The sequence below is a fragment of the Dorea sp. AM13-35 genome (assembly GCF_003473885.1).
Lineage (GTDB): Bacteria > Bacillota > Clostridia > Lachnospirales > Lachnospiraceae > Dorea_D > Dorea_D hominis.
Window position 1 is genome coordinate 75,033 of record NZ_QUCZ01000012.1, and the last position, 19,059, is coordinate 94,091.

Consider the following 19,059-nt stretch of genomic DNA (forward strand, 5'->3'; position numbering starts at 1 on the left):
CACATGGAAAGAGCAAGCGGAGTATTATTACCGGTATTTTCATTGCCGTCCAAATACGGGATTGGCTGTTTTTCAAAAGAGGCATATAAGTTTATAGATCGATTAAAAGAGGCCGGACAGAGTTATTGGCAGATCCTGCCGCTTGGACCGACTGGATACGGGGACTCCCCGTACCAGTCCTTCTCCACATACGCAGGAAATCCATATTTTATTGATCCCAAGACATTGATCAAAGAAGGACTTCTGACAAAAAAAGAATGTAAAGCGTATGACTTTGGAGACAAGGCAGACTGTATTGATTACGAAAAAATTTACAATTCTAGATTCAAAATGCTGAAAAAAGCATTTGCGCGTTTTAAAAATGACGAAGCATATGATCACTTTATAAATGAAAATGCATACTGGCTGGATGATTACAGTCTTTACATGGCAATCAAAGACAGTAAAAATGGAATCAGCTGGAATGAATGGGAAACTCCTCTAAAAAACCGTGAAGAGGATGCACTTGAAAATGCAAGAAATGAACTGGCAGAAGAGATTGCATTTTATAAATTCCAGCAATATGAATTCGATAAACAATGGACAAAGCTTCATGCCTATGCAAATGCACAAGGCATTCAGATCATCGGTGATATTCCAATCTATGTAGCGTTTGATGGTGCGGATACATGGGCATCTCCAGAGTTATTCCAGTTTGATGAAGCGAATAACCCGGTAGCAGTAGCAGGATGTCCTCCGGATGATTTTTCTGCAACCGGACAGCTGTGGGGCAACCCATTGTACAATTGGGACTATCATAAAAAGACCGGGTACGACTGGTGGATCAAGCGGATCCGTCATTGTTTCAAATTATATGACGTAGTCCGAATTGATCATTTCCGTGGATTCGATGAATATTATTCCATTCCTTATGGAAATAAAACCGCAGTAGATGGCACATGGATGCCTGGTCCTGGAATGGAACTCTTCCGCACAATCGAAGAAAAGCTTGGAAAATTAAACATTATTGCAGAAGATCTTGGATTTCTGACAGAAACTGTTCTCCAGATGTTATCTGATAGTGGTTTTCCGGGAATGAAAGTGGCACAGTTTGCATTCGACCCAAACGGCGGTTCTGCCTATCTTCCGCACAATTATCCAAAGAACAGCGTTGTGTATACCGGCACGCATGACAACGATACGACAAGAGGATGGTATCACAGTACAGATAAAGCAACGCGAGATTTTGCAAAAGAATATATGCATACATCACGTCTCGATGAAGACGATCTGGCATGGGATTTTATCCGCCTTACGATGAGCAGCAACGCGAACCTTTGCATCACACCGATGCAGGATCTGCTAAATCTGGATGGCAGGGCGAGAATTAATACACCATCCACACTCGGCGAAAACTGGGCCTGGCGTATGGAAAAGAATCAATTTGATGCACAGACAGTGAAGCGCTTAAAGCGTATGACATGGTTGTACGAGCGTCTTCCTGAAAAACAAAATAAATCGTTCTAATTTCGGTTGGCTTGAATTAATTGAAGACATCATTGCACTCATGTGTTACCACCCATCACGGAGATTCAAAAAGGCATTCTAAGCAGGTACTTCCATCCGTTTCAGTTCCGGCAAAATCATACACAGCATTGTAATAAAACACAGACTGCCACCGATTACATTGGACACCGGTTCTGCAAGGAACACACCGGAAGTTCCCATATGTAAAACGTATGGCATAAAATATGTCAGCGGCACAACTATAAACACTTTACGAAGCAGGGAGAAGAAAATCGCCTGCTTCTTTTTGTTCAGGGATTTGAATACTGTCTGTCCCATATACTGGAAATCCATAAAAATAAATGCTGCGAAATACTGATTAAGCGCAGTCATTGCATCCTGCATCAATTCTGCATCTGTACTGAAAATACGTATAAGCGCACTTGGTTCCAGAATAATCACACTCCACATAACTCCGGTATACAAAATCATCATCATTGCCAGTACAACGCCCGCCTTGCGGACTCTTGCCGGGCGTCTTGCACCATAGTTATAACTCAAGATTGGAGATGCCCCCTCATTCATCGCATGGATCGGCGTCTCTACAAGCTGACGCACGCTGGAAATAATCGTCATCACCGAAATATAAATATCGCCTCCGGTCACTGCAAGTACATTGTTACAGCAGATCGTTACCAGACCGTTTGTAAGTTGCATAATAAATCCTGCCATTCCAAGACTTATAATATTTTTCGCATATCCGATATTTTCTGCTATTTCATTTTTCTTTAGTAGCCGCACCTTTAACTCTGCTTTTCTTGTCAAAAAATAAAATACAAACAATGCAGACAAACACTGTGAAATTACAGTTGCACACGCCGCACCACGTACTCCCATTCCAAATACAAAGATAAACAGAGGATCTAAAATCAGATTCACAACTGCACCGATTGCAACCGAAAGCATACCAACCAGCGAATAACCCTGTGCGTTGATAAATGGATTCATGCCAACTGCAACCATAGATGGAATCGTACCAATCAGATAGACCATCAGATACGGACGTGCATAAACCATTACACTTCTGGATGCTCCAAACAGCGTCAGAATCGGATGGGAAAATAAAAGTCCGATCATCATTAACAACAAAGCACTGGAACATACAAGCGAAAACGACGTATTCATAATACGTGTTGCCTCTTGCTCTTTCTTTCTTCCTCTGTCTATGGAAAATAAGGGCGCACCACCTCCACCAAACAGATTTGCAAATGCTGTAATGATCACGATAACAGGAAAACAAAGTCCCACTCCTCCAAGCGCTGCTGTTCCTACCTCTGGAATACGCGCAATATATATTCGATCCACAATGTTATATAACAGATTTAAAATCTGCGCCACCAGCATCGGAAGCGCAGCTCCCAGTATATTTCCTGTAACCGTTCCATTTTCAAAATCAATTCGTTTCATTTATATTTAATCCTTTTTATATCTTGCTTTTTAGTATAACACGCACTATTCTATATGTAAAATATGATATCCGGATAACAAGATCATACTTCCGTCTGAACCTGCTCATGTGTAATTGTATGATTTTGAAATCAGCCCTATTATGAGTCAAAAAATGGGACTTTGTCCCGCGATATATGTACAGGAGGACATTAACATGAACGATAAATTAAAACAACAGCTTGACTTTATTCTGGAAATTGATAAAGAGAAAAACATTTTAAGACAGACACATCTGTCCGGCCACGGCAGACGTGAAAATGATGCAGAACATGCCTGGCATATGGCGATCATGGCATATCTTTTAAAAGAATATTCTAACGAACCGGTTGATATTACCAAAGTCATGATCATGTGTCTGATCCATGACATTGTAGAAATTGATGCCGGGGATACTTACGCTTATGACACAGAAGGGCTGAAAACACAGAAAGCACGAGAAGATGCCGCAAAAGAACGAATTTTTTCCTTACTTCCGAATGCACAGAAAGAAGAGCTGACTGCTCTTTTTGACGAATTTGAAGAAGCCAGAACCGCAGAATCCAGATTTGCCCACGTAATGGATAACCTACAGCCTCTTCTTCTCAACAACAGCAATGGCGGTGCTGACTGGCGGGAACATGAAGTATACGCCTCACAGGTTTATGGCAGACAACAGAAATCCAGATATGGCTCTAAGCAGTTATATGAAATTACAGACCAGATTCTGAAAGAAAACATCAAAAAGGGGAACATCAAAGAATAGTTCCCCTTTTAAAACTACTGCGCTTTAATAGCCCAGCGCATTTTCGTAGATCTTGCACGTCCGTTCTGTGCGCACTCCTGCGCAGATGGGCGGATCACATCTTTTGCGTAATCGGAATAAATTCCCGCTTTATATCCGGCTTTTAAAGCCTTTTTCACCAACTTATCTTCTCCTGAATGGAAAGTAAGAATCGCCACACGTCCTCCCGGTTTTAACGCATCCGGAAGCTTTTCCATAAATTCATACAGTACTTCAAACTCACGGTTTACATCAATACGAAGTGCCTGGAACACTCTCTGGCAAGTCTTGCGGATCGTATCTTTCTTCTCCTTCTCCGGAAGAAAATCCAGTGTATCTGCAATAAGCTCCCGCAGTTTTGTAGTCGTATCTACACGGTTTCCCTTGCGAATCTCATCTGTAATTGCTTTTGCAATCTCTTCACAGTATGGCTCGTCAGAATTTTCATATAACATTCCGGCAAGCTCTTCCCTGCTGATCTTATCCAAACGCTCTGCGGCGCTGATTCCTTTCTCCTGATTCAGCCGCAGATCCAGCGGACCGTCAGCACGGAAAGAAAATCCTCGTTTCGGATTATCGATCTGCATAGATGAAACACCCAGATCCGCAAGGATAAAATCAAAACCACCTATTTCTTCTGCAATCTCATCAATCGTACAGAAGTTCTGAAGTTTTACTGTCAGGATATCTTCACCGAAACCCTGTTCTGCAAGACGTTTCTTTGTCTTTGCTGATTCTTCCGGATCGACATCTGTCGCATACATATGACCTTCGCCTTTCAGACATTCCATCATTGCCTTTGTATGCCCGCCATATCCAAGCGTTGCATCAAATCCTGTTTCTCCCGGCTTTATCTGAAGGAAATCCAGGATCTCTTTCACCATGATAGATATATGCATACCGGCAGGTGTATTTCCCTTGCTGATCACATGTGCAATCGTTTCTTTGTATTTCTCCGGATTTAATTCTTTGTATTTTTCTTCATATTTCCGTGGATATTTTCCTTTATATCGTACACGTCTTTTGTGGACTTTCTCTGTATTCTGTTCCATGATAGCTCCTATTCTTTCGTTTTTTCTTCTTTTAATTCCAGTGCAGTCTCATATGCATTGCATTTCTTGAAATATTCAAAAATGTCTTTAGTCTGTGCATGCATCAGATAAAAATCAAAATAATCTACACCGCATGCCTTTAACTGGCTTTCAAAAAACGGACGGATATCTTCCTGCTTCTTAAAATATGCCATCGTAAGTTTATCTGTCAAGATGTATTCTTTTCTCTTATGTCTGCTTGTAAGACATTCTTTCACTGCAAGCTCTATTAATTCCTATCAGACCTCTCCTTTCATCACACACTCTCTCACCTGTGCGATTGGCATCTCCTGCTCTCTGGCGATCCGAGCCAGATCTTCATACTCTGCTTTCTGACGTTTTATCCCCCAACCGGATACTTCTTTTATCCGTACATTGCCATATACCGTCGTTTCAGTCTTCATTGTGCGCTTCAATGTATAACGGTTGCAGACAGATTCCCGTACTCCTAAAGTTGTCGTATGTAAAAACAGTAACCGAATCATTTCTTCTCTCTGTTTTTCCTTACACATACAGGTCAGTAAGATTCCCGGTCGGTTCTTTTTCATTCCGACTGCTGTCGTATATACATCCAATGCTCCTGCTGCAAATAACTCTTCCATTGCAAATCCAACTGCTTCCGGTGTCATGTCATCCAGATTACAGCGAAGTTCCACGATATAATCCTGATTATCTGCCGTTTCTCCGCACATTGCACGGACACAGTTTGCTACTTCAAATTCTTTCTGCCCACAGCCGTAACCGATTCCTTCCACACGCATCGGCGGCTGGCTTCCAAATTCTTGAACGAAATATTTTAAAAGCGCAGCTCCTGTTGGTGTACACAGCTCTCCTCTCACCTTTCCGCCGTAAGTTGGAATATCTTGCAGAATCCATGCTGTCGCAGGTGCCGGAACCGGAAGGATTCCGTGTGCGCAGTGGACATGTCCGCTTCCTACGTGTACCGGAGAAGCGACTACACGCTCCGGTTTCAGTTCATGCATCAGAAGACAGACTGCTGTCACATCAGCAACTGCATCCATGGAACCGACTTCGTGAAAATGAATTTCGTCTACCGGGCGACCGTGCACATGGCTTTCAGCCTGTGCAATCAGATCATACACAGCAAGTATGTCTTTTTTTACTTCTTCCTGTATATCCAGATTTCCTACGATTGCAGTAATACTCTGCATATTATGATGGTCATGATGGTGGATGTGTTCACCGTAATGATGCTCATAATGGTGTGCTTCCTCATGGTGATCTGTGCTTACTTCTTCCATGCCATCTACTTTCACTGTCATGTGCGTTCCTGTAATGCCACATTTCACTGCCGGTTCTGCCTGAAATTCCACTTTCGGTATCCCAAGGCGGTTTAGACGCTTTACAAACTGTTCCGGTTCCGGATGCAACTCCAGAAGTGCGGCACTTAACATATCACCTGCCGCGCCCATTCCACAGTCTAAATATAATGTTTTCATCTCTTCCCCTCCATATGATTGATCATGCTCGCCAGATAACCGGCGCCAAATCCATTATCAATATTCACAACGCTAACTCCGCTGGCGCAGGAATTTAACATTGCCAGCAGTGCCGACACGCCGCCAAAACTTGCGCCATAGCCGACACTGGTCGGCACTGCGATCACTGGACAGTCTGCAAGTCCGCCGATTACTGATGCAAGTGCACCTTCCATCCCGGCAACTGCAACAATCACCCGTGCTGTCATAATCTCTTTCCGATGTGCCAGCAGACGATGAAGTCCCGCAACACCTACATCATACAGACGTATGACTTCATTTCCGAAACACTCTGCTGTCTGTGCAGCTTCCTCTGCCACCGGCAGATCACTCGTTCCGGCAGCCGCCACAACGACCTTACCGATTCCATCCGGCTCCGGTATCTCTCCTACCAGTCCGATTCTGCTGTATTTATCATATTTTATTATAAAATCCTGTTCAACCGCCTCCGCCGCTTCGCTGCTCATGCGGGTGATCAGAATACTTTTCTGTCCCTGCTGTACCATGGATGCAACAATATCATGAATCTGCTCCGGCGTCTTTCCTGCACCATAGATCACCTCTCCAATTCCCTGCCGGAGAGCCCGGTGATAATCCGGCTTCGCAAATCCCAGATCCTCAAACGGCGCTTCCTTAAGCTTTAACATGGCTTCATCTATATCCAGTTCCCCACTGGAAACCTGTTCCAGCAAAGCGCGTACTTCTTTCTGTTCCACTACGGTTCCCTGCCTTTCATATCCAGTAACACCGTGTCAAACCACGGTGCCAGCCGTTCTCTGATCTCTTTTCGTTTCTCAATCGCATGCATCATATCTTCCGGCTGAAACTGCAGACGAGCTGCGCCATGAAATACGCGCACGCGGAAATCAGTATATCCCATCTGAAAGAGTTCTTCTTCTGCATGCTCAACTTTCTTTAACATCTCTGCTTCAATCCCTGTCCCTGTCTGAATTCTTGTCGCGAGACAGGCATATGCAGGTTTGTTCCAGGTAAACAATCCGGCTTCTTTTGAGAGGCAGCGGATTTCCATCTTTGTCAGTCCACATTCTCTGAGCGGAGAACGAACCTGCATTTCCTTCAATGCTCTCATTCCCGGACGGTCTCCGACATCATCAGATGCATTCGTGCCATCGATCAACACAGTATATCCATCCGAGACTGCTCTTTCTTTCAACAGTCCGAACAACACTGTCTTGCAATAATAACAACGGTTTGCCGGATTCTTTACCACTTCTTCATGGCTTAAGATCTCATGCGAAATCACTGTCAGCTCTACACCCACCTGTTTTGCAAAACGTCTTGCATCCTCCAGCTCAAATTCCGGTTGAAATGCTGTTTTTATAAAATACGGTTTGATATCTACGCCACACTGCGCTGCAGCATAAAGCAGATATGAAGAATCTACACCACCGGAAAACCCCAGTGCAATTTTAGGATTCTCTTTAAAAAATCCTGTCAGATTCATGAGTTTGGTCCTCCTATTGCTTCTACATCTGCCGATTCCATCAGTTCCTTATTATATAATAAATCTTTCGCCTGGCCATCTGCAAATAGCAAAATCACTTTTTTCGCAGACACACTGTCAGACCTGCCCTTATCAGATTCTTCTATGTATCTTATTCTCTCTGCTGGTTTCTCCAATCTTCCCAATACATCTGTCAGAATCTCCGGACGCATCTGGTATACAAAATTCAGAATACCTGCTGTAATAATGCCTTCCACAAAGCCAATCGCCAGATGAATTGGCTGCATCAGCAGTACAAATGTATGAAATGGCAACTCTGTCACGCCTGATGCCATTGTCTGTAGAACAACACAAAAAGCCCCCAGTTGCAATCCCACTACACAGGATACAACGGAAGCAATCACAATTCTCTTATGTGTCACGCCTTTTCTTAAGATTGGTCTGAAAATAAGCAGACATACAAACAGGCAGGGAATGACTCCCATATTAAAAATATTCGCTCCTAGTGCCAGAAGTCCTCCATCTGCAAAGAACAGGCACTGGATCAGTAAAACTGCGGTCAGCGTCACTACAGCCGGAGTTCCGCCAAGCAGTCCCGCCAGCAGGATTCCACCTCCGATATGTCCGCTGGAACCAGTCCCCGGAATCGTAAAATTAATCATCTGTGCTGCGAAAGTAAATGCCCCTGCAACTGCCATCATCGGCAGATTCTTCTCTCCCAAATCATCCTTTTTAACCTTCTGTACTGCATATGCGATTGATACCGCACTTACTGCATACATCGCACCGCCAACTGCCGGTGAAAGTAATGCATCTGACATGTGCATAAATAATTTCCCTCCCCCAAGATAATTCTACAGTACCTTTATTGTACAAGATAAACAATCCTTTTTTCAACTAGAAAAAATTTTTCTTTTCTACATAAAAACACATGCATAATTAAAAAACGGAGACGAAACAGCTTCTATATTTACTGTTTCTCTCCGTTTTGCAGTCATCGAAGATTCAATCGCATTGATCGCATCCATGGAATCTATTTCTGCTCTCGCTATTATGCTGTCTTAACTTTTACTGCATCTGCTGCTTTTTCTTTATGTTTATCATACATTGCAAACATTCCTGCCAGTAACGTTCCGGAAATGGAGTGCCATGTACAAGATACCGCACAGATAATTGCAGATTCCGGTGTGGAAGCAAACTGAGCTGTTGTTGTTGCAAGGTTCGTTGCAAGTCCGGCATTCTGCATTCCGACTTCGATAGAAATCGTTCTCTTCTTTGATGTATTCATGCCAACCAGCTTTCCGGCTCCATATCCAAGCAGATAACCAAGTCCGTTATGAAGAAGCACTGCTATGAAAATAACTGCTCCTGACTGGAAGAACTTATCTCCCTGTGAAGATACGACTCCACCGACTACGCAGGCGAGTCCAAGCACGGCAACACCAGGCATCATCTGCTGGATTTCGTGGAACATTCTCTTCTTTCCATATAAATAGTTTAATAAAAATCCAACTGCAACCGGTAAGATAACAGTTTCAATAATAGATACAAACATCGGAAGTCCGTGAATCGTAATTTTTGTTCCACTTGCCAGGAAAGATACCATCAGCGGTGTCATAACCGGTGAAATCAACGTGGAAACTGTTGTCATTCCTACAGAAAATGCTACATCTCCACCACACAGATAAGACATGATATTGGATGATACACCACCAGGACAGCAGCCAACCAGAATCAGTCCAAGTGCAATTCCATCCGGCAGATGCAATGTTTTTGTCAGTGCAAATGCCAGAAATGGCATAATTAAATATTGTGCGATTGCACCCACACAGATATCAAATGGTCTCTGTGCAAGGATCTTAAAGTCTTCTGTTGTCAACGTCAATCCCATACTGAACATGATAATTCCGATGATCACGGACTGACTGGTAAATTTATTTGCCACCATGTCTGTAAATAATGCCTGATTCACCCATCCCATCATAGACGGTACAAAAAAGGTCACAACTGCGATTGCAATTACAACAATCGATGTGTAGTCTGATAAAAATTTGCTTGCTTTTTGTAATGCTTTCATATTGTTTATTCCTCCTTCATCATACTGCTCACCGATTTTTTCAACGCCTACGGCGGTTGCCTGTGACATCATCATTGTACGCCCCAATGCATATCCTGCCGGAAGCTTTTTATATAACAGGAAATTACATTTCCTGATTATATAAAAAATCCCTCCTCAGACTTCTCATCTGAAGAGGGACGAATTCTATCCGCGTTACCACCCTGATTCTGCAGAAAATTTCTGCAACACTCTGTCGCATACTGACATATGCCATCCCTGTAACGGGGGATACCGGCGAGGTTTACTAATCTTTCTTTCAACCCGCTTCTCAGAGAGGATATCCCGATTCACTTATTGCCTGTTCACACCAGCCACAGGCTCTCTGTAAATAAATATAAATCCGGCTTTGTTCTCATCAACGAATTTCGGTGAACTTTATGTACTTACGTTATTTATTATATACCTGAATTTTCAAAAGTCAAGCAAAAATTAGAACGCACTCTGTTTTTTTGATATTTTATTATGTCTGTTATTTTAATATCTTGCTATACCATTGTATCTTTAATTGCCTGCATCAGCTCATCATATGTCTCATATGCCGGAATCTGTGGATTGTCTGTTTTGATTTGCTCTGTGCTCCGGAATAAAAAGCCAGCTTTACTTGCCTTAATCATGCCAAGGTCATTATAAGAATCCCCGCTGGCGATCGTATCAAAACCGATAGACTGCAATGCTTTTACTGTGCTCAACTTAGACTGCTCAATACGCATCTTAAATCCGGTAATCTCACCATCTTCTGCTACTTCAAGACTGTTGCAGAACAAGGTCGGATACCCCAGTTTCTCCATAAGTGGAGCCGCAAATTCTGTAAATGTATCACTGATCAGTATAACCTGTGTAAAGCTTCTTAATTTATCCAGAAATTCTCTTGCACCCGGAAGTGGATTAATTCTGGAAATTGTCTCCTGAATTTCCTTCAGTCCAAGTCCATGCTCCTTTAAAATACTCAGACGCCAGTTCATCAATTTATCATAATCCGGTTCGTCTCTGGTTGTTCTCTTTAATTCCGGGATTCCGCTTTCTTCAGCAAATGCTACCCATATCTCTGGTACTAATACACCTTCTACATCTAAACAAGTAATATACATCGCTTCTTCCTCCTGCTGCCGTTCTCTTTTACGTTACTACTTTAATATAGTACATTCATAGTAACACACTTTTACCGCTCTTGCACTTGTTTTTTAGAATAACTATATACCCACATAGACTTTGCCTGTTTCTTTATTCTGCTGTAAGTCCACAGTTTCTGACTGTTCTGACGGCTGAACGGATCATTTACCTGAATCTTTCCGTCCTTCCATCCTGACAGCACAATAAAATGTCCATTCTTTGTAAAATCTCCCGGTCCTACACTGCAAATAACCGGATGTCCTTTGCCAAGCTCTGCTTTCAACTGCTTCTTATTCAACATTCCTGCATAGCAGTTCAGTCCCCAATGCTTTGCTGCTTTCTCCATAAATTCCCAGTACGTGTTATTTTCTTCATCGATCAGATTGTGACGTACGCTGTATGCTGCTGTTCGTGCCGGCGTGATCTTCGTATTACCGGTAAGCCCTGACACAACCATGGACATACAGGTCGGTCCGCAGCCGCTGACCGCAACAATGCTGGTTCCATACTTTGTATATCCCCAGCGTTCATCCCACTGGATCAGCTCCGGTATCGTGCCCTTTTGTATCTTCACGCCAATATTTTTTGCTGCTGCCTGATCTTTCTTCTCTCCATAGTCCTCCACGAAGTCAATCGTATCTTCGTTCTTGTCCAGCAGCTCAATGACACCTTTCGGATAGCCCTGGTTCTTTGCCATTGCTCTCACCCGTTCGAGACGGCTTGTGTACATCTCTTCCTGTGTCTTATCCTGTATTACTTCCTTCGTCTTCGACGACAGATCATCTTCCTTTCCCGCCGAGTGATGTCCTCTGGCAAACGCGACTGCAAGCAGCACAAAAAGTCCTGCAGTCATCATGTAAATCCTTCTTCTGAGAATCTGTTTTCGTTTTTTATTTTTCTGTTTTTTGATTTCTTTCATCTGTATATGACTCTCCTTATCTGAGAGACATTATACAATATGTTACAAAATAATTACAAGGTGAGTCATCTTATAATTTTCTTAACAATTCTTAAAGAAGAAAAATTTGACATGTTCTCAAAATACAGTTATCCTAACCACATACACATCCAATACTCACAAGGAGGACCAACTATATATGAAAATCGTTTTTTTAGATGCAAAAACTATCGGCGACGACATTAATCTGTCCGGTTTTGATGCGATCGGCGATGTCACACGCTACGCATTTTCTACATCCGAAGAAGTACCGGAACGCGTGAAAGATGCCGATGTCATTATCGTTAATAAAATACAGATAAATGAATCTACCATCGGTACTGCCGAGAATCTGAAACTGGTGTGCGTCACTGCTACAGGTACGAACAATCTGGACAAGGATTATCTCGACAAGCGCGGAATCGCCTGGAGAAATGTTGCCGGTTATTCTACGGAATCCGTTGCGCAGCATACATTTGCCATGTTCTTCTATCTGCTGGAACATCTGCGGTACTATGATGAATATGTCAAATCTGACCGTTATACCAATGACACGATATTTACACATTTTGAAAAAGTATTCTACGAATTAAAGGGAAAAACATGGGGAATCATCGGACTTGGCAACATCGGCCGCCGCGTTGCTTCTATCGCTTCCGCTTTCGGTGCTGATGTTATCTACGCTTCTCCATCCGGCAGTGCCCCGCAGAACGGTTATCATCAGGTCGATCTGGATACGCTGTACCGTACTTCGGATATTATTTCTGTTCACGCACCACTAAATGAATATACCGACGAACTACTTAATCTCGACGCTTTCTGTAAGATGAAGAAAAGCTGCATTTTCCTGAATCTCGGACGTGGCCCGATCGTTGTAGAAAAAGACCTTGCAACGGCTCTGAAAACCGGTCTCATCCAGGCAGCCGGTCTGGATGTACTTGCTGTAGAACCGATGAGCCCAGACTGTCCGTTGCGCGAATTAAAGGATTATCCGAACCTCCTCATCACACCGCATGTGGCATGGGCAAGTATTGAAGCCAGAACCAGACTCATGCAGATCATTCTCGGACAGGTGAAAGAATTCTTTCATGTAGAATAAGATAGAATGTGTTTTGGCACATTCTCGCGCCGAGCACGGTTGCCTGCAACATATTACCGCTTCGTGCGAGTGCGCATCCCCTCAGAGGGTTTATGTAATAGGAGCGAAGTTTCCTATTACATAAAAGCCTTCCCTGACGCATATATTTTTTAATAAATATATGTACAGGGGAGGCTTTTTATGGAATCTATAACAAAACCAGTAATCGGCATTGTATTTTGCGGCTTTTCAGATGACCGCCTGTTTGTGCCATTTTCCTATATTCAGGCAATTGAAAAAAGTGATGGAATTCCTGTCATTATTCCTTATCTTTCTGACGCGGACTCACTCTCCAGCTACTTGAGCATCTGCGATGGTTTCCTGTTCTGCGGCGGTGATGATATCACACCGGAACTTTTTGGTGAAGAATTGCAGACTGATCACGGCACTACCGACAGAAAAACCGATCAGTTTCATCTTACGCTGATGCAGAAAGTACTGGATTTTCATCTTCCTGTACTAGGCATCTGCCGCGGTATGCAGGTGTTAAACCTTACGCTCGGCGGAACAATCTATCAGGATCTGTCTCTCCGTAACCGGAACTCCTTCAATCATATCCAACGCTCTCTCGACCGCAGCGATCCCTGCCATACGGTTGCTTTTGCATCTCATAGCCTGTTATATGAAATTTGTGGGAATTCCTGTGCTGTCAACAGCTATCACCATCAGTGTGTCAAAACATTAGGAAAACATATAAAAATGACAGGTATCACTTCCGACGGCGTCATCGAATCCATTGAATCTACCGGTCACACTTTCGCGGTCGGTGTACAGTGGCATCCCGAGTGCATGTACACAAACTGCGAAGCAATGCGCCGTTTATTTGATCAATTTGTCCGAAAGGCTGCCGGTGCGAAACACTTGTCACTTCCTTTAAGCGCTTCTCTCAAACTGTGAATTATAGAGATCCGCATAAAATCCATTTTTAGCGAGCAGTTCCTCATGATTTCCCTGCTCCACAATATCTCCGTCTTTCATAACAAGGATCAGGTCTGCATCTCTGATCGTAGACAGACGGTGTGCAATGATGAAACTTGTTCTTCCACGCATCAGGTTATCCATCGCTTTCTGGATTTGGATCTCTGTACGTGTATCTACGGAACTTGTTGCTTCATCGAGAATGAGGATCTTCGGATCCTCCAGGATTGCTCTCGCAATGGTCAGGAGCTGTTTCTGCCCCTGCGACACGTTGCTTGCCTCCTCATTCAGTTCCATGTTATAGCCCCCCGGAAGTGTCTGTACAAACCGATGTACATGTGCCGCTTTCGCAGCCTCTACCACTTCCTCATGTGTGGCATCTAATTTACCATAACGGATATTTTCTTCAATACTTCCCTTGAACAGCCACGTATCCTGCAGTACCATGCCAAACATTTTTCGAAGCTCGGAACGATTAAAATCACGGATATCATGTCCATCTACTTTGATCGCGCCTTCATTCACATCGTAGAAACGCATCAGAAGTTTTACCATCGTTGTTTTACCGGCTCCGGTTGGACCTACGATCGCAATCTTCTGTCCAGGCTCCACTTTCACACTGAAATCATTGATGATTATATGATCTGGGTTATATCCGAAATGTACATGGTCAAACTCTACGCGGCCTTCCAGATCATCGACCGGCTCGGAATCCGTAACTGTCTGTTCTTCTTCCTCTTCTTCCAGAAATTCAAATACACGCTCAGATGCGGCTGCTGTAGACTGCAGCATATTTGCCACCTGCGCTACCTGCTGGATCGGCTGCGTAAAATTCCTTACATACTGAATGAAGGACTGGATATCTCCAACTTCGATCACGCTTTTCATTGCCAGATAACCGCCCAGAATAACTTCTGCCACATAGCCTAAGTTGCCGACAAACTGCATGATCGGCATCATCATTCCGGATAAAAACTGCGATTTCCATGCGGACTGATACAACATATCGTTATCTTTATCAAATGTTGCAATTACATCTTGCTCTTTATTAAATGCTTTTACAATATTATGCCCGCCATACACCTCTTCTACCTGTCCGTTGACATGTCCCAGATATTCCTGCTGACTCATGAAATATTTCTGCGAACGTTTTACAATTACGGAAATAAATCCCATAGAAATCGGAAGCAGTAAAAGTGCCGTCAATGTCATAAGCGGACTGATACTGAGCATCATAATAAGTACACCGATGATTGTTGCTACCGATGTAATAACCTGTGTCGCACTCTGGTTCAGACTCTGGCTAAGTGTATCGACATCATTCGTAATTCTCGAAAGCACTTCTCCATGTGTCATTTTATCAAAATAATTCATCGGCAGACGATTGATCTTCTCCGAAATCTCTTTTCTCATACGATAAGTCAGTTTTTGCGATACACCTGTCATGATATATCCTTGGATAAAGGAAAATAATGCACTGCACAGGTACAATACTAATAACATTCCAAGTATTTTCCCAATTTTCGTGAAATCAATTCCTGAACCGCCGGAAACTTTCCGAACAAGTCCTTTGAAAATCTCGGTTGTTGCTCTTCCGAGTATTTTCGGTCCGACAATGTTAAATACTGTACTTCCAATTGCAAATATAATTACTGCCACAATGGAGATTTTATAAGCTCCAAGATACTGTAACAGCTTCTTCATCGTACCCTTGAAATCTTTTGCTTTTTCTATAGGGGCTCCCGGACCTCTGCGCATACGTCCTCTTGCCATATTAGTCCACCTCCTTCATATCTGCTTCCAGCTCCTTCTCAGATAACTGGGAAGATGCGATCTGATAATATGCTTCACAGGATTTCAACAATTCTTTGTGTGTACCTTTTCCGACAATCTGTCCATCATCCAGAACAATGATCTGCTCAGCATGAAGAATCGTGCTGATTCGTTGGGCAACAATCATGACAGTACTGTCTTTTGTCTTCGCTTTTAACTCTTTTCGAAGCACCGCATCCGTTTTGTAATCCAGCGCGGAAAAACTGTCGTCGAAAATATATACATCCGGATGTTTGGCAATTGCTCTCGCAATTGAAAGTCTCTGTTTCTGTCCTCCTGATACATTGGAACCGCCCTGTGAAATCGGACTGCGATATTTCTTTTTCTTTGTATCAATAAATTCCTGTGCCTGTGCAATTCCGGCCGCCTCGATCATTTCTTCTTCGCTTCCGTCTGGATTACCATACATAATATTGGAAGCAATATCACCGGAGAACAGAATTCCTTTCTGAGGCACATATCCAAGACGGGCACGCAGATCATGCTGCGAAACTTCCCGGATATCCGTTCCGTCAATTGTAATCTTTCCTTCTGTCACATCGTAAAATCTCGGAATCAGATTTACCAGCGTAGATTTACCGCTTCCGGTACTTCCGATAAATGCGGTTGTCTCTCCCGGTTTTGCTGTAAATGACAGATCATGCAGTACATCTTCTTCAGCTCCCGGATAGCGGAACGAAACATGTTCAAATGCAACTTCACCCTTCTCATTTTTCGCAAATGTCCGCGGTGTTTCCGGATCATTGATTTTTGTCTCGCTCTTCAATACTTCGTCTACACGGGTTGCTGATACTGCTGCTCTCGGAAGCATGACTGAGATCATACAAATCATCAGGAATGCCATAATAATCTGCATTGTATACTGGATAAATGCCATCATATCGCCAACCTGCATCGCTCCATCATTGACACTGTACCCACCGATCCATACAATCAGAACGGTAATACAGTTCATAATCAGCATCATGGTCGGCATCATAAATGTCATGGCACGGTTGACAAATAAATTTGTTTTTGTCAGATTTTTATTTGCTTCATCAAATCTTTTTTCTTCATGTTTTTCTGTACTGAACGCACGGATAACCGGAAGTCCTGTTAAAATCTCACGGCTGACAAGGTTCAACCGGTCAACCAGATCCTGTACAATCTTGAATTTTGGCATAACAACGAAAAATAATACTGCTACAACCAATACGATCAATCCAACAGCAAGTGCAATGATCCAGGACATATCCACATTTGTATGGAACACTTTCGTAATTCCTCCGATTGCCATAATCGGTGCATATAATACCATACGCAGAATCATAACCGTTAAAAGCTGAATCTGCTGAATATCATTCGTACTTCTAGTAATCAGAGACGCAGTTGAAAATTTATCAAATTCTCCATTGGAAAATCCTACTACCTTACGGAATACGTCCCTTCTGAGTCCACGTCCGATTGCCGCACCTACTCGTGATGCCATAAGACCAACTATAATACTTGCGATCATTCCCAACGCTGCCAGTGCAAGCATCTTCGCACCTGTATTTAAAATATAATGTGTCTCATATTTATCCATATCTATTCCGATATGTTTATATGCACCTTTAATATAAGTTGAGGCTGCCTGATCCAGCATAGAGTCCGGGAATTTATCCATCTTCTTTTCTATCTTTTTTACAAACTCCTCACGCTGTGCGCCTTTCATCTGCCCAAATATGTCATAAATGGACATTTTGTCAATCTTCTTATCAATCTCTTTTTCTGATTTCTTTAACTGTGAGGCTGCTTGGCTTGCATTAGCAGTCTGCTTGGCTTCCTCTGGCTGCGCCTGTGACGAAAGTGCTGCCTGGCTCGCATCTTGCATCTGGCTCTTCATCTGCGCTTTCATCTGCTGCTTCATCTGATCTTTCATCTGGATTTCTATCTTTTTCGACATGTCACTTCCAGAATTAAATCCCGCTGCCAGAAGCATTGGTTTTGCTAACAGATTCGACAGTTTATTCATTTTATTCTCATCTGTTTTAACAGAGGATTTCAACTGCCATACTTTTTGCTTTGTATCATATTTTTTGCTGCTTTTCGTATAAGCATTTTTCACAGTACTTTGATCCTTCTCCGGAACCAGAAGTAACAAATGCTCCAGATCTTCCTCACCAATCTGCTCCGGAATCTTTTCATCAATTCCGTTTTGCTGAATTCCGACATTTACAATATCCGAAGTATATGTCGGTAATGACAGATCACAGTATGCCTGCACAACCAGTACGCACAAAATCGCCGCTACAACGCCTGCATATGGCTTCATAAATTTAAAAAGTTTACTCATAGATGTCTCTCCTCCATAATTGAACACATATCCATGCCCTGGATTTCTTTATAATTCAACATATTTGTCCGCATGCGAAGCATAATTCTTTGCAGTTCTTTCCGTTCTTCTTCGGAAATACCTTCATAAAGACCTGCTTCCAACATGTGCATCGTCTCTTTTAATTCATTCAGACAATCTGCTCCCTGATCTGTTATCGTAATTCTCTGAATTCTTTGATCTTTTTCATCTACTTTTCTCTGCACATATCCCTGTTTTTCCAATTTTCGAAGTGCTACCGTCATCGATGGTGGTGTAATTCCTATCAGCTTTGCCAGTTCACGCTGCGATAATTCGCCTTCTGAACGTAAAATAAACATAATACCTACCTGATTCGGTTTAAGATGAAAAGATTCCATCTCTCTCATTGCCTGATATTTTACTAAATGAGCAACCTGTTGGATCAGCATAAAACCTGATTCCATCCATTTTCTCTTCATGTTGTATTCCCCTCCCATAATCACCGCGCTCTCTTTTTATTTTCCTTTATTTAACCTGCGAAACCTGCCACTGGCAGCTTCCTCTGTAATCTATGGAAACAGTGATAAAACTTGTCTCTATAGCAAAAACGTTAGACTTTTAATAATTAGATGACTAATCATTAAAAGTCTAACGTTTAGGATACTCACTTCTTATATAAATGTCAAGAGAGTTTATATATTTTTTATAGAAGATTTGTTTGTATTTGCACGGGTACATGCGTTTTTCTCGTCGTTATAACAAAAAAAGTGACTGGCTTTATACCAATCACTTCTGTAAGTTATATACCTTCAAAACTGCATACAAGAAATTCTTCATCCTTTACCTATCACCTTGCTTGGTCATGCCCTCGACCGATTAGT

At 42.6% G+C, this 19,059-nt stretch carries 17 protein-coding genes and 1 other annotated feature; of the genes, 4 read left to right on the forward strand and 13 right to left on the reverse strand.

The window, feature by feature from the left end:
* The first annotated feature begins 3 nt into the window (after nucleotides 1-3).
* Complete coding sequence (gene malQ / locus DW152_RS12455; RefSeq protein ID WP_118288750.1) at nucleotides 4-1,506, forward strand: 4-alpha-glucanotransferase; 1,503 nt, start codon at nucleotides 4-6, stop codon at nucleotides 1,504-1,506.
* A 78-nt stretch (nucleotides 1,507-1,584) separates the two neighbouring features.
* Here malQ and DW152_RS12460 read toward each other — a convergent pair whose 3' ends face one another.
* The gene (locus DW152_RS12460) at nucleotides 1,585-2,952 is read right to left on the reverse strand and encodes an MATE family efflux transporter (RefSeq protein WP_118288751.1); all 1,368 of its coding nucleotides are present in this window, start codon (nucleotides 2,950-2,952) and stop codon (nucleotides 1,585-1,587) included.
* A 196-nt stretch (nucleotides 2,953-3,148) separates the two neighbouring features.
* Here DW152_RS12460 and DW152_RS12465 point away from each other — a divergent pair, with 196 nt between their 5' ends.
* On the forward strand, nucleotides 3,149-3,736 hold the full coding sequence (locus tag DW152_RS12465) for an HD domain-containing protein (RefSeq protein ID WP_118288752.1): 588 nt from the start codon (nucleotides 3,149-3,151) through the stop codon (nucleotides 3,734-3,736).
* Nucleotides 3,737-3,750: 14 nt separating this feature from the next.
* Here the strand turns inward: DW152_RS12465 and rsmH are convergent, their stop codons facing one another.
* The 9 genes from rsmH to DW152_RS12510 all read right to left on the reverse strand — a co-directional run bounded on the left by rsmH (nucleotide 3,751) and on the right by DW152_RS12510 (nucleotide 11,957).
* Entirely contained in the window at nucleotides 3,751-4,806 is a 1,056-nt protein-coding gene (gene rsmH / locus DW152_RS12470; protein ID WP_118288753.1) for a 16S rRNA (cytosine(1402)-N(4))-methyltransferase RsmH, read from the reverse strand.
* Nucleotides 4,807-4,814: 8 nt separating this feature from the next.
* On the reverse strand, nucleotides 4,815-5,063 hold the full coding sequence (locus DW152_RS12475) for an aldo/keto reductase (RefSeq protein WP_279209600.1): 249 nt from the start codon (nucleotides 5,061-5,063) through the stop codon (nucleotides 4,815-4,817).
* A gap of 21 nt (nucleotides 5,064-5,084) precedes the next feature.
* On the reverse strand, nucleotides 5,085-6,305 hold the full coding sequence (larC, locus tag DW152_RS12480) for a nickel pincer cofactor biosynthesis protein LarC (RefSeq protein WP_118288755.1): 1,221 nt from the start codon (nucleotides 6,303-6,305) through the stop codon (nucleotides 5,085-5,087).
* Nucleotides 6,302-7,060: a nickel pincer cofactor biosynthesis protein LarB gene (larB, locus tag DW152_RS12485; protein ID WP_118288756.1), complete on the reverse strand. Its 759-nt coding sequence runs from the start codon at nucleotides 7,058-7,060 to the stop codon at nucleotides 6,302-6,304. The genes larC and larB overlap by 4 nt, the downstream gene beginning before the upstream one ends.
* Complete coding sequence (gene larE / locus DW152_RS12490) at nucleotides 7,060-7,809, reverse strand: ATP-dependent sacrificial sulfur transferase LarE (protein ID WP_118288757.1); 750 nt, start codon at nucleotides 7,807-7,809, stop codon at nucleotides 7,060-7,062. Before larE ends, larB begins: the two co-directional genes overlap by 1 nt.
* The gene (locus DW152_RS12495) at nucleotides 7,806-8,636 is read right to left on the reverse strand and encodes an energy-coupling factor ABC transporter permease (RefSeq protein ID WP_118288758.1); all 831 of its coding nucleotides are present in this window, start codon (nucleotides 8,634-8,636) and stop codon (nucleotides 7,806-7,808) included. The genes larE and DW152_RS12495 overlap by 4 nt, the downstream gene beginning before the upstream one ends.
* 224 nt (nucleotides 8,637-8,860) lie before the next feature.
* Nucleotides 8,861-9,886, reverse strand: coding sequence for a bile acid:sodium symporter family protein (locus DW152_RS12500; protein WP_118288766.1), 1,026 nt, complete (start codon nucleotides 9,884-9,886; stop codon nucleotides 8,861-8,863).
* A gap of 172 nt (nucleotides 9,887-10,058) precedes the next feature.
* Nucleotides 10,059-10,296: a binding site (T-box leader), on the reverse strand.
* 117 nt (nucleotides 10,297-10,413) lie between these two features.
* A complete protein-coding gene (gene thrH / locus DW152_RS12505) occupies nucleotides 10,414-11,016 on the reverse strand; it encodes a bifunctional phosphoserine phosphatase/homoserine phosphotransferase ThrH (RefSeq protein ID WP_021859882.1) in 603 nt (200 codons plus the stop codon).
* A 71-nt stretch (nucleotides 11,017-11,087) separates the two neighbouring features.
* The gene (locus DW152_RS12510; protein WP_118288759.1) at nucleotides 11,088-11,957 is read right to left on the reverse strand and encodes a C39 family peptidase; all 870 of its coding nucleotides are present in this window, start codon (nucleotides 11,955-11,957) and stop codon (nucleotides 11,088-11,090) included.
* 178 nt (nucleotides 11,958-12,135) lie between these two features.
* Here DW152_RS12510 and DW152_RS12515 point away from each other — a divergent pair, with 178 nt between their 5' ends.
* Complete coding sequence (locus DW152_RS12515; RefSeq protein WP_118288760.1) at nucleotides 12,136-13,074, forward strand: D-2-hydroxyacid dehydrogenase; 939 nt, start codon at nucleotides 12,136-12,138, stop codon at nucleotides 13,072-13,074.
* A gap of 180 nt (nucleotides 13,075-13,254) precedes the next feature.
* Nucleotides 13,255-14,010: a gamma-glutamyl-gamma-aminobutyrate hydrolase family protein gene (locus DW152_RS12520; protein WP_118288761.1), complete on the forward strand. Its 756-nt coding sequence runs from the start codon at nucleotides 13,255-13,257 to the stop codon at nucleotides 14,008-14,010.
* Here DW152_RS12520 and DW152_RS12525 read toward each other — a convergent pair.
* Genes DW152_RS12525 through DW152_RS12535 form a run of 3 tightly spaced genes read right to left on the reverse strand, consistent with a single transcriptional unit; the run spans nucleotide 13,987 to nucleotide 18,657 of the window.
* A complete protein-coding gene (locus tag DW152_RS12525; protein ID WP_118288762.1) occupies nucleotides 13,987-15,804 on the reverse strand; it encodes an ABC transporter ATP-binding protein in 1,818 nt (605 codons plus the stop codon). The genes DW152_RS12520 and DW152_RS12525 overlap by 24 nt on opposite strands.
* 1 nt (nucleotide 15,805) lies before the next feature.
* Nucleotides 15,806-18,178, reverse strand: coding sequence for an ABC transporter ATP-binding protein (locus tag DW152_RS12530; RefSeq protein ID WP_117538192.1), 2,373 nt, complete (start codon nucleotides 18,176-18,178; stop codon nucleotides 15,806-15,808).
* Nucleotides 18,175-18,657 carry a MarR family winged helix-turn-helix transcriptional regulator gene (locus DW152_RS12535; RefSeq protein WP_117538191.1) on the reverse strand — a complete coding sequence of 161 codons (483 nt, stop codon included), beginning with the start codon at nucleotides 18,655-18,657 and terminating at the stop codon, nucleotides 18,175-18,177. Before DW152_RS12535 ends, DW152_RS12530 begins: the two co-directional genes overlap by 4 nt.
* Between the last annotated feature and the right edge of the window lie 402 nt (nucleotides 18,658-19,059).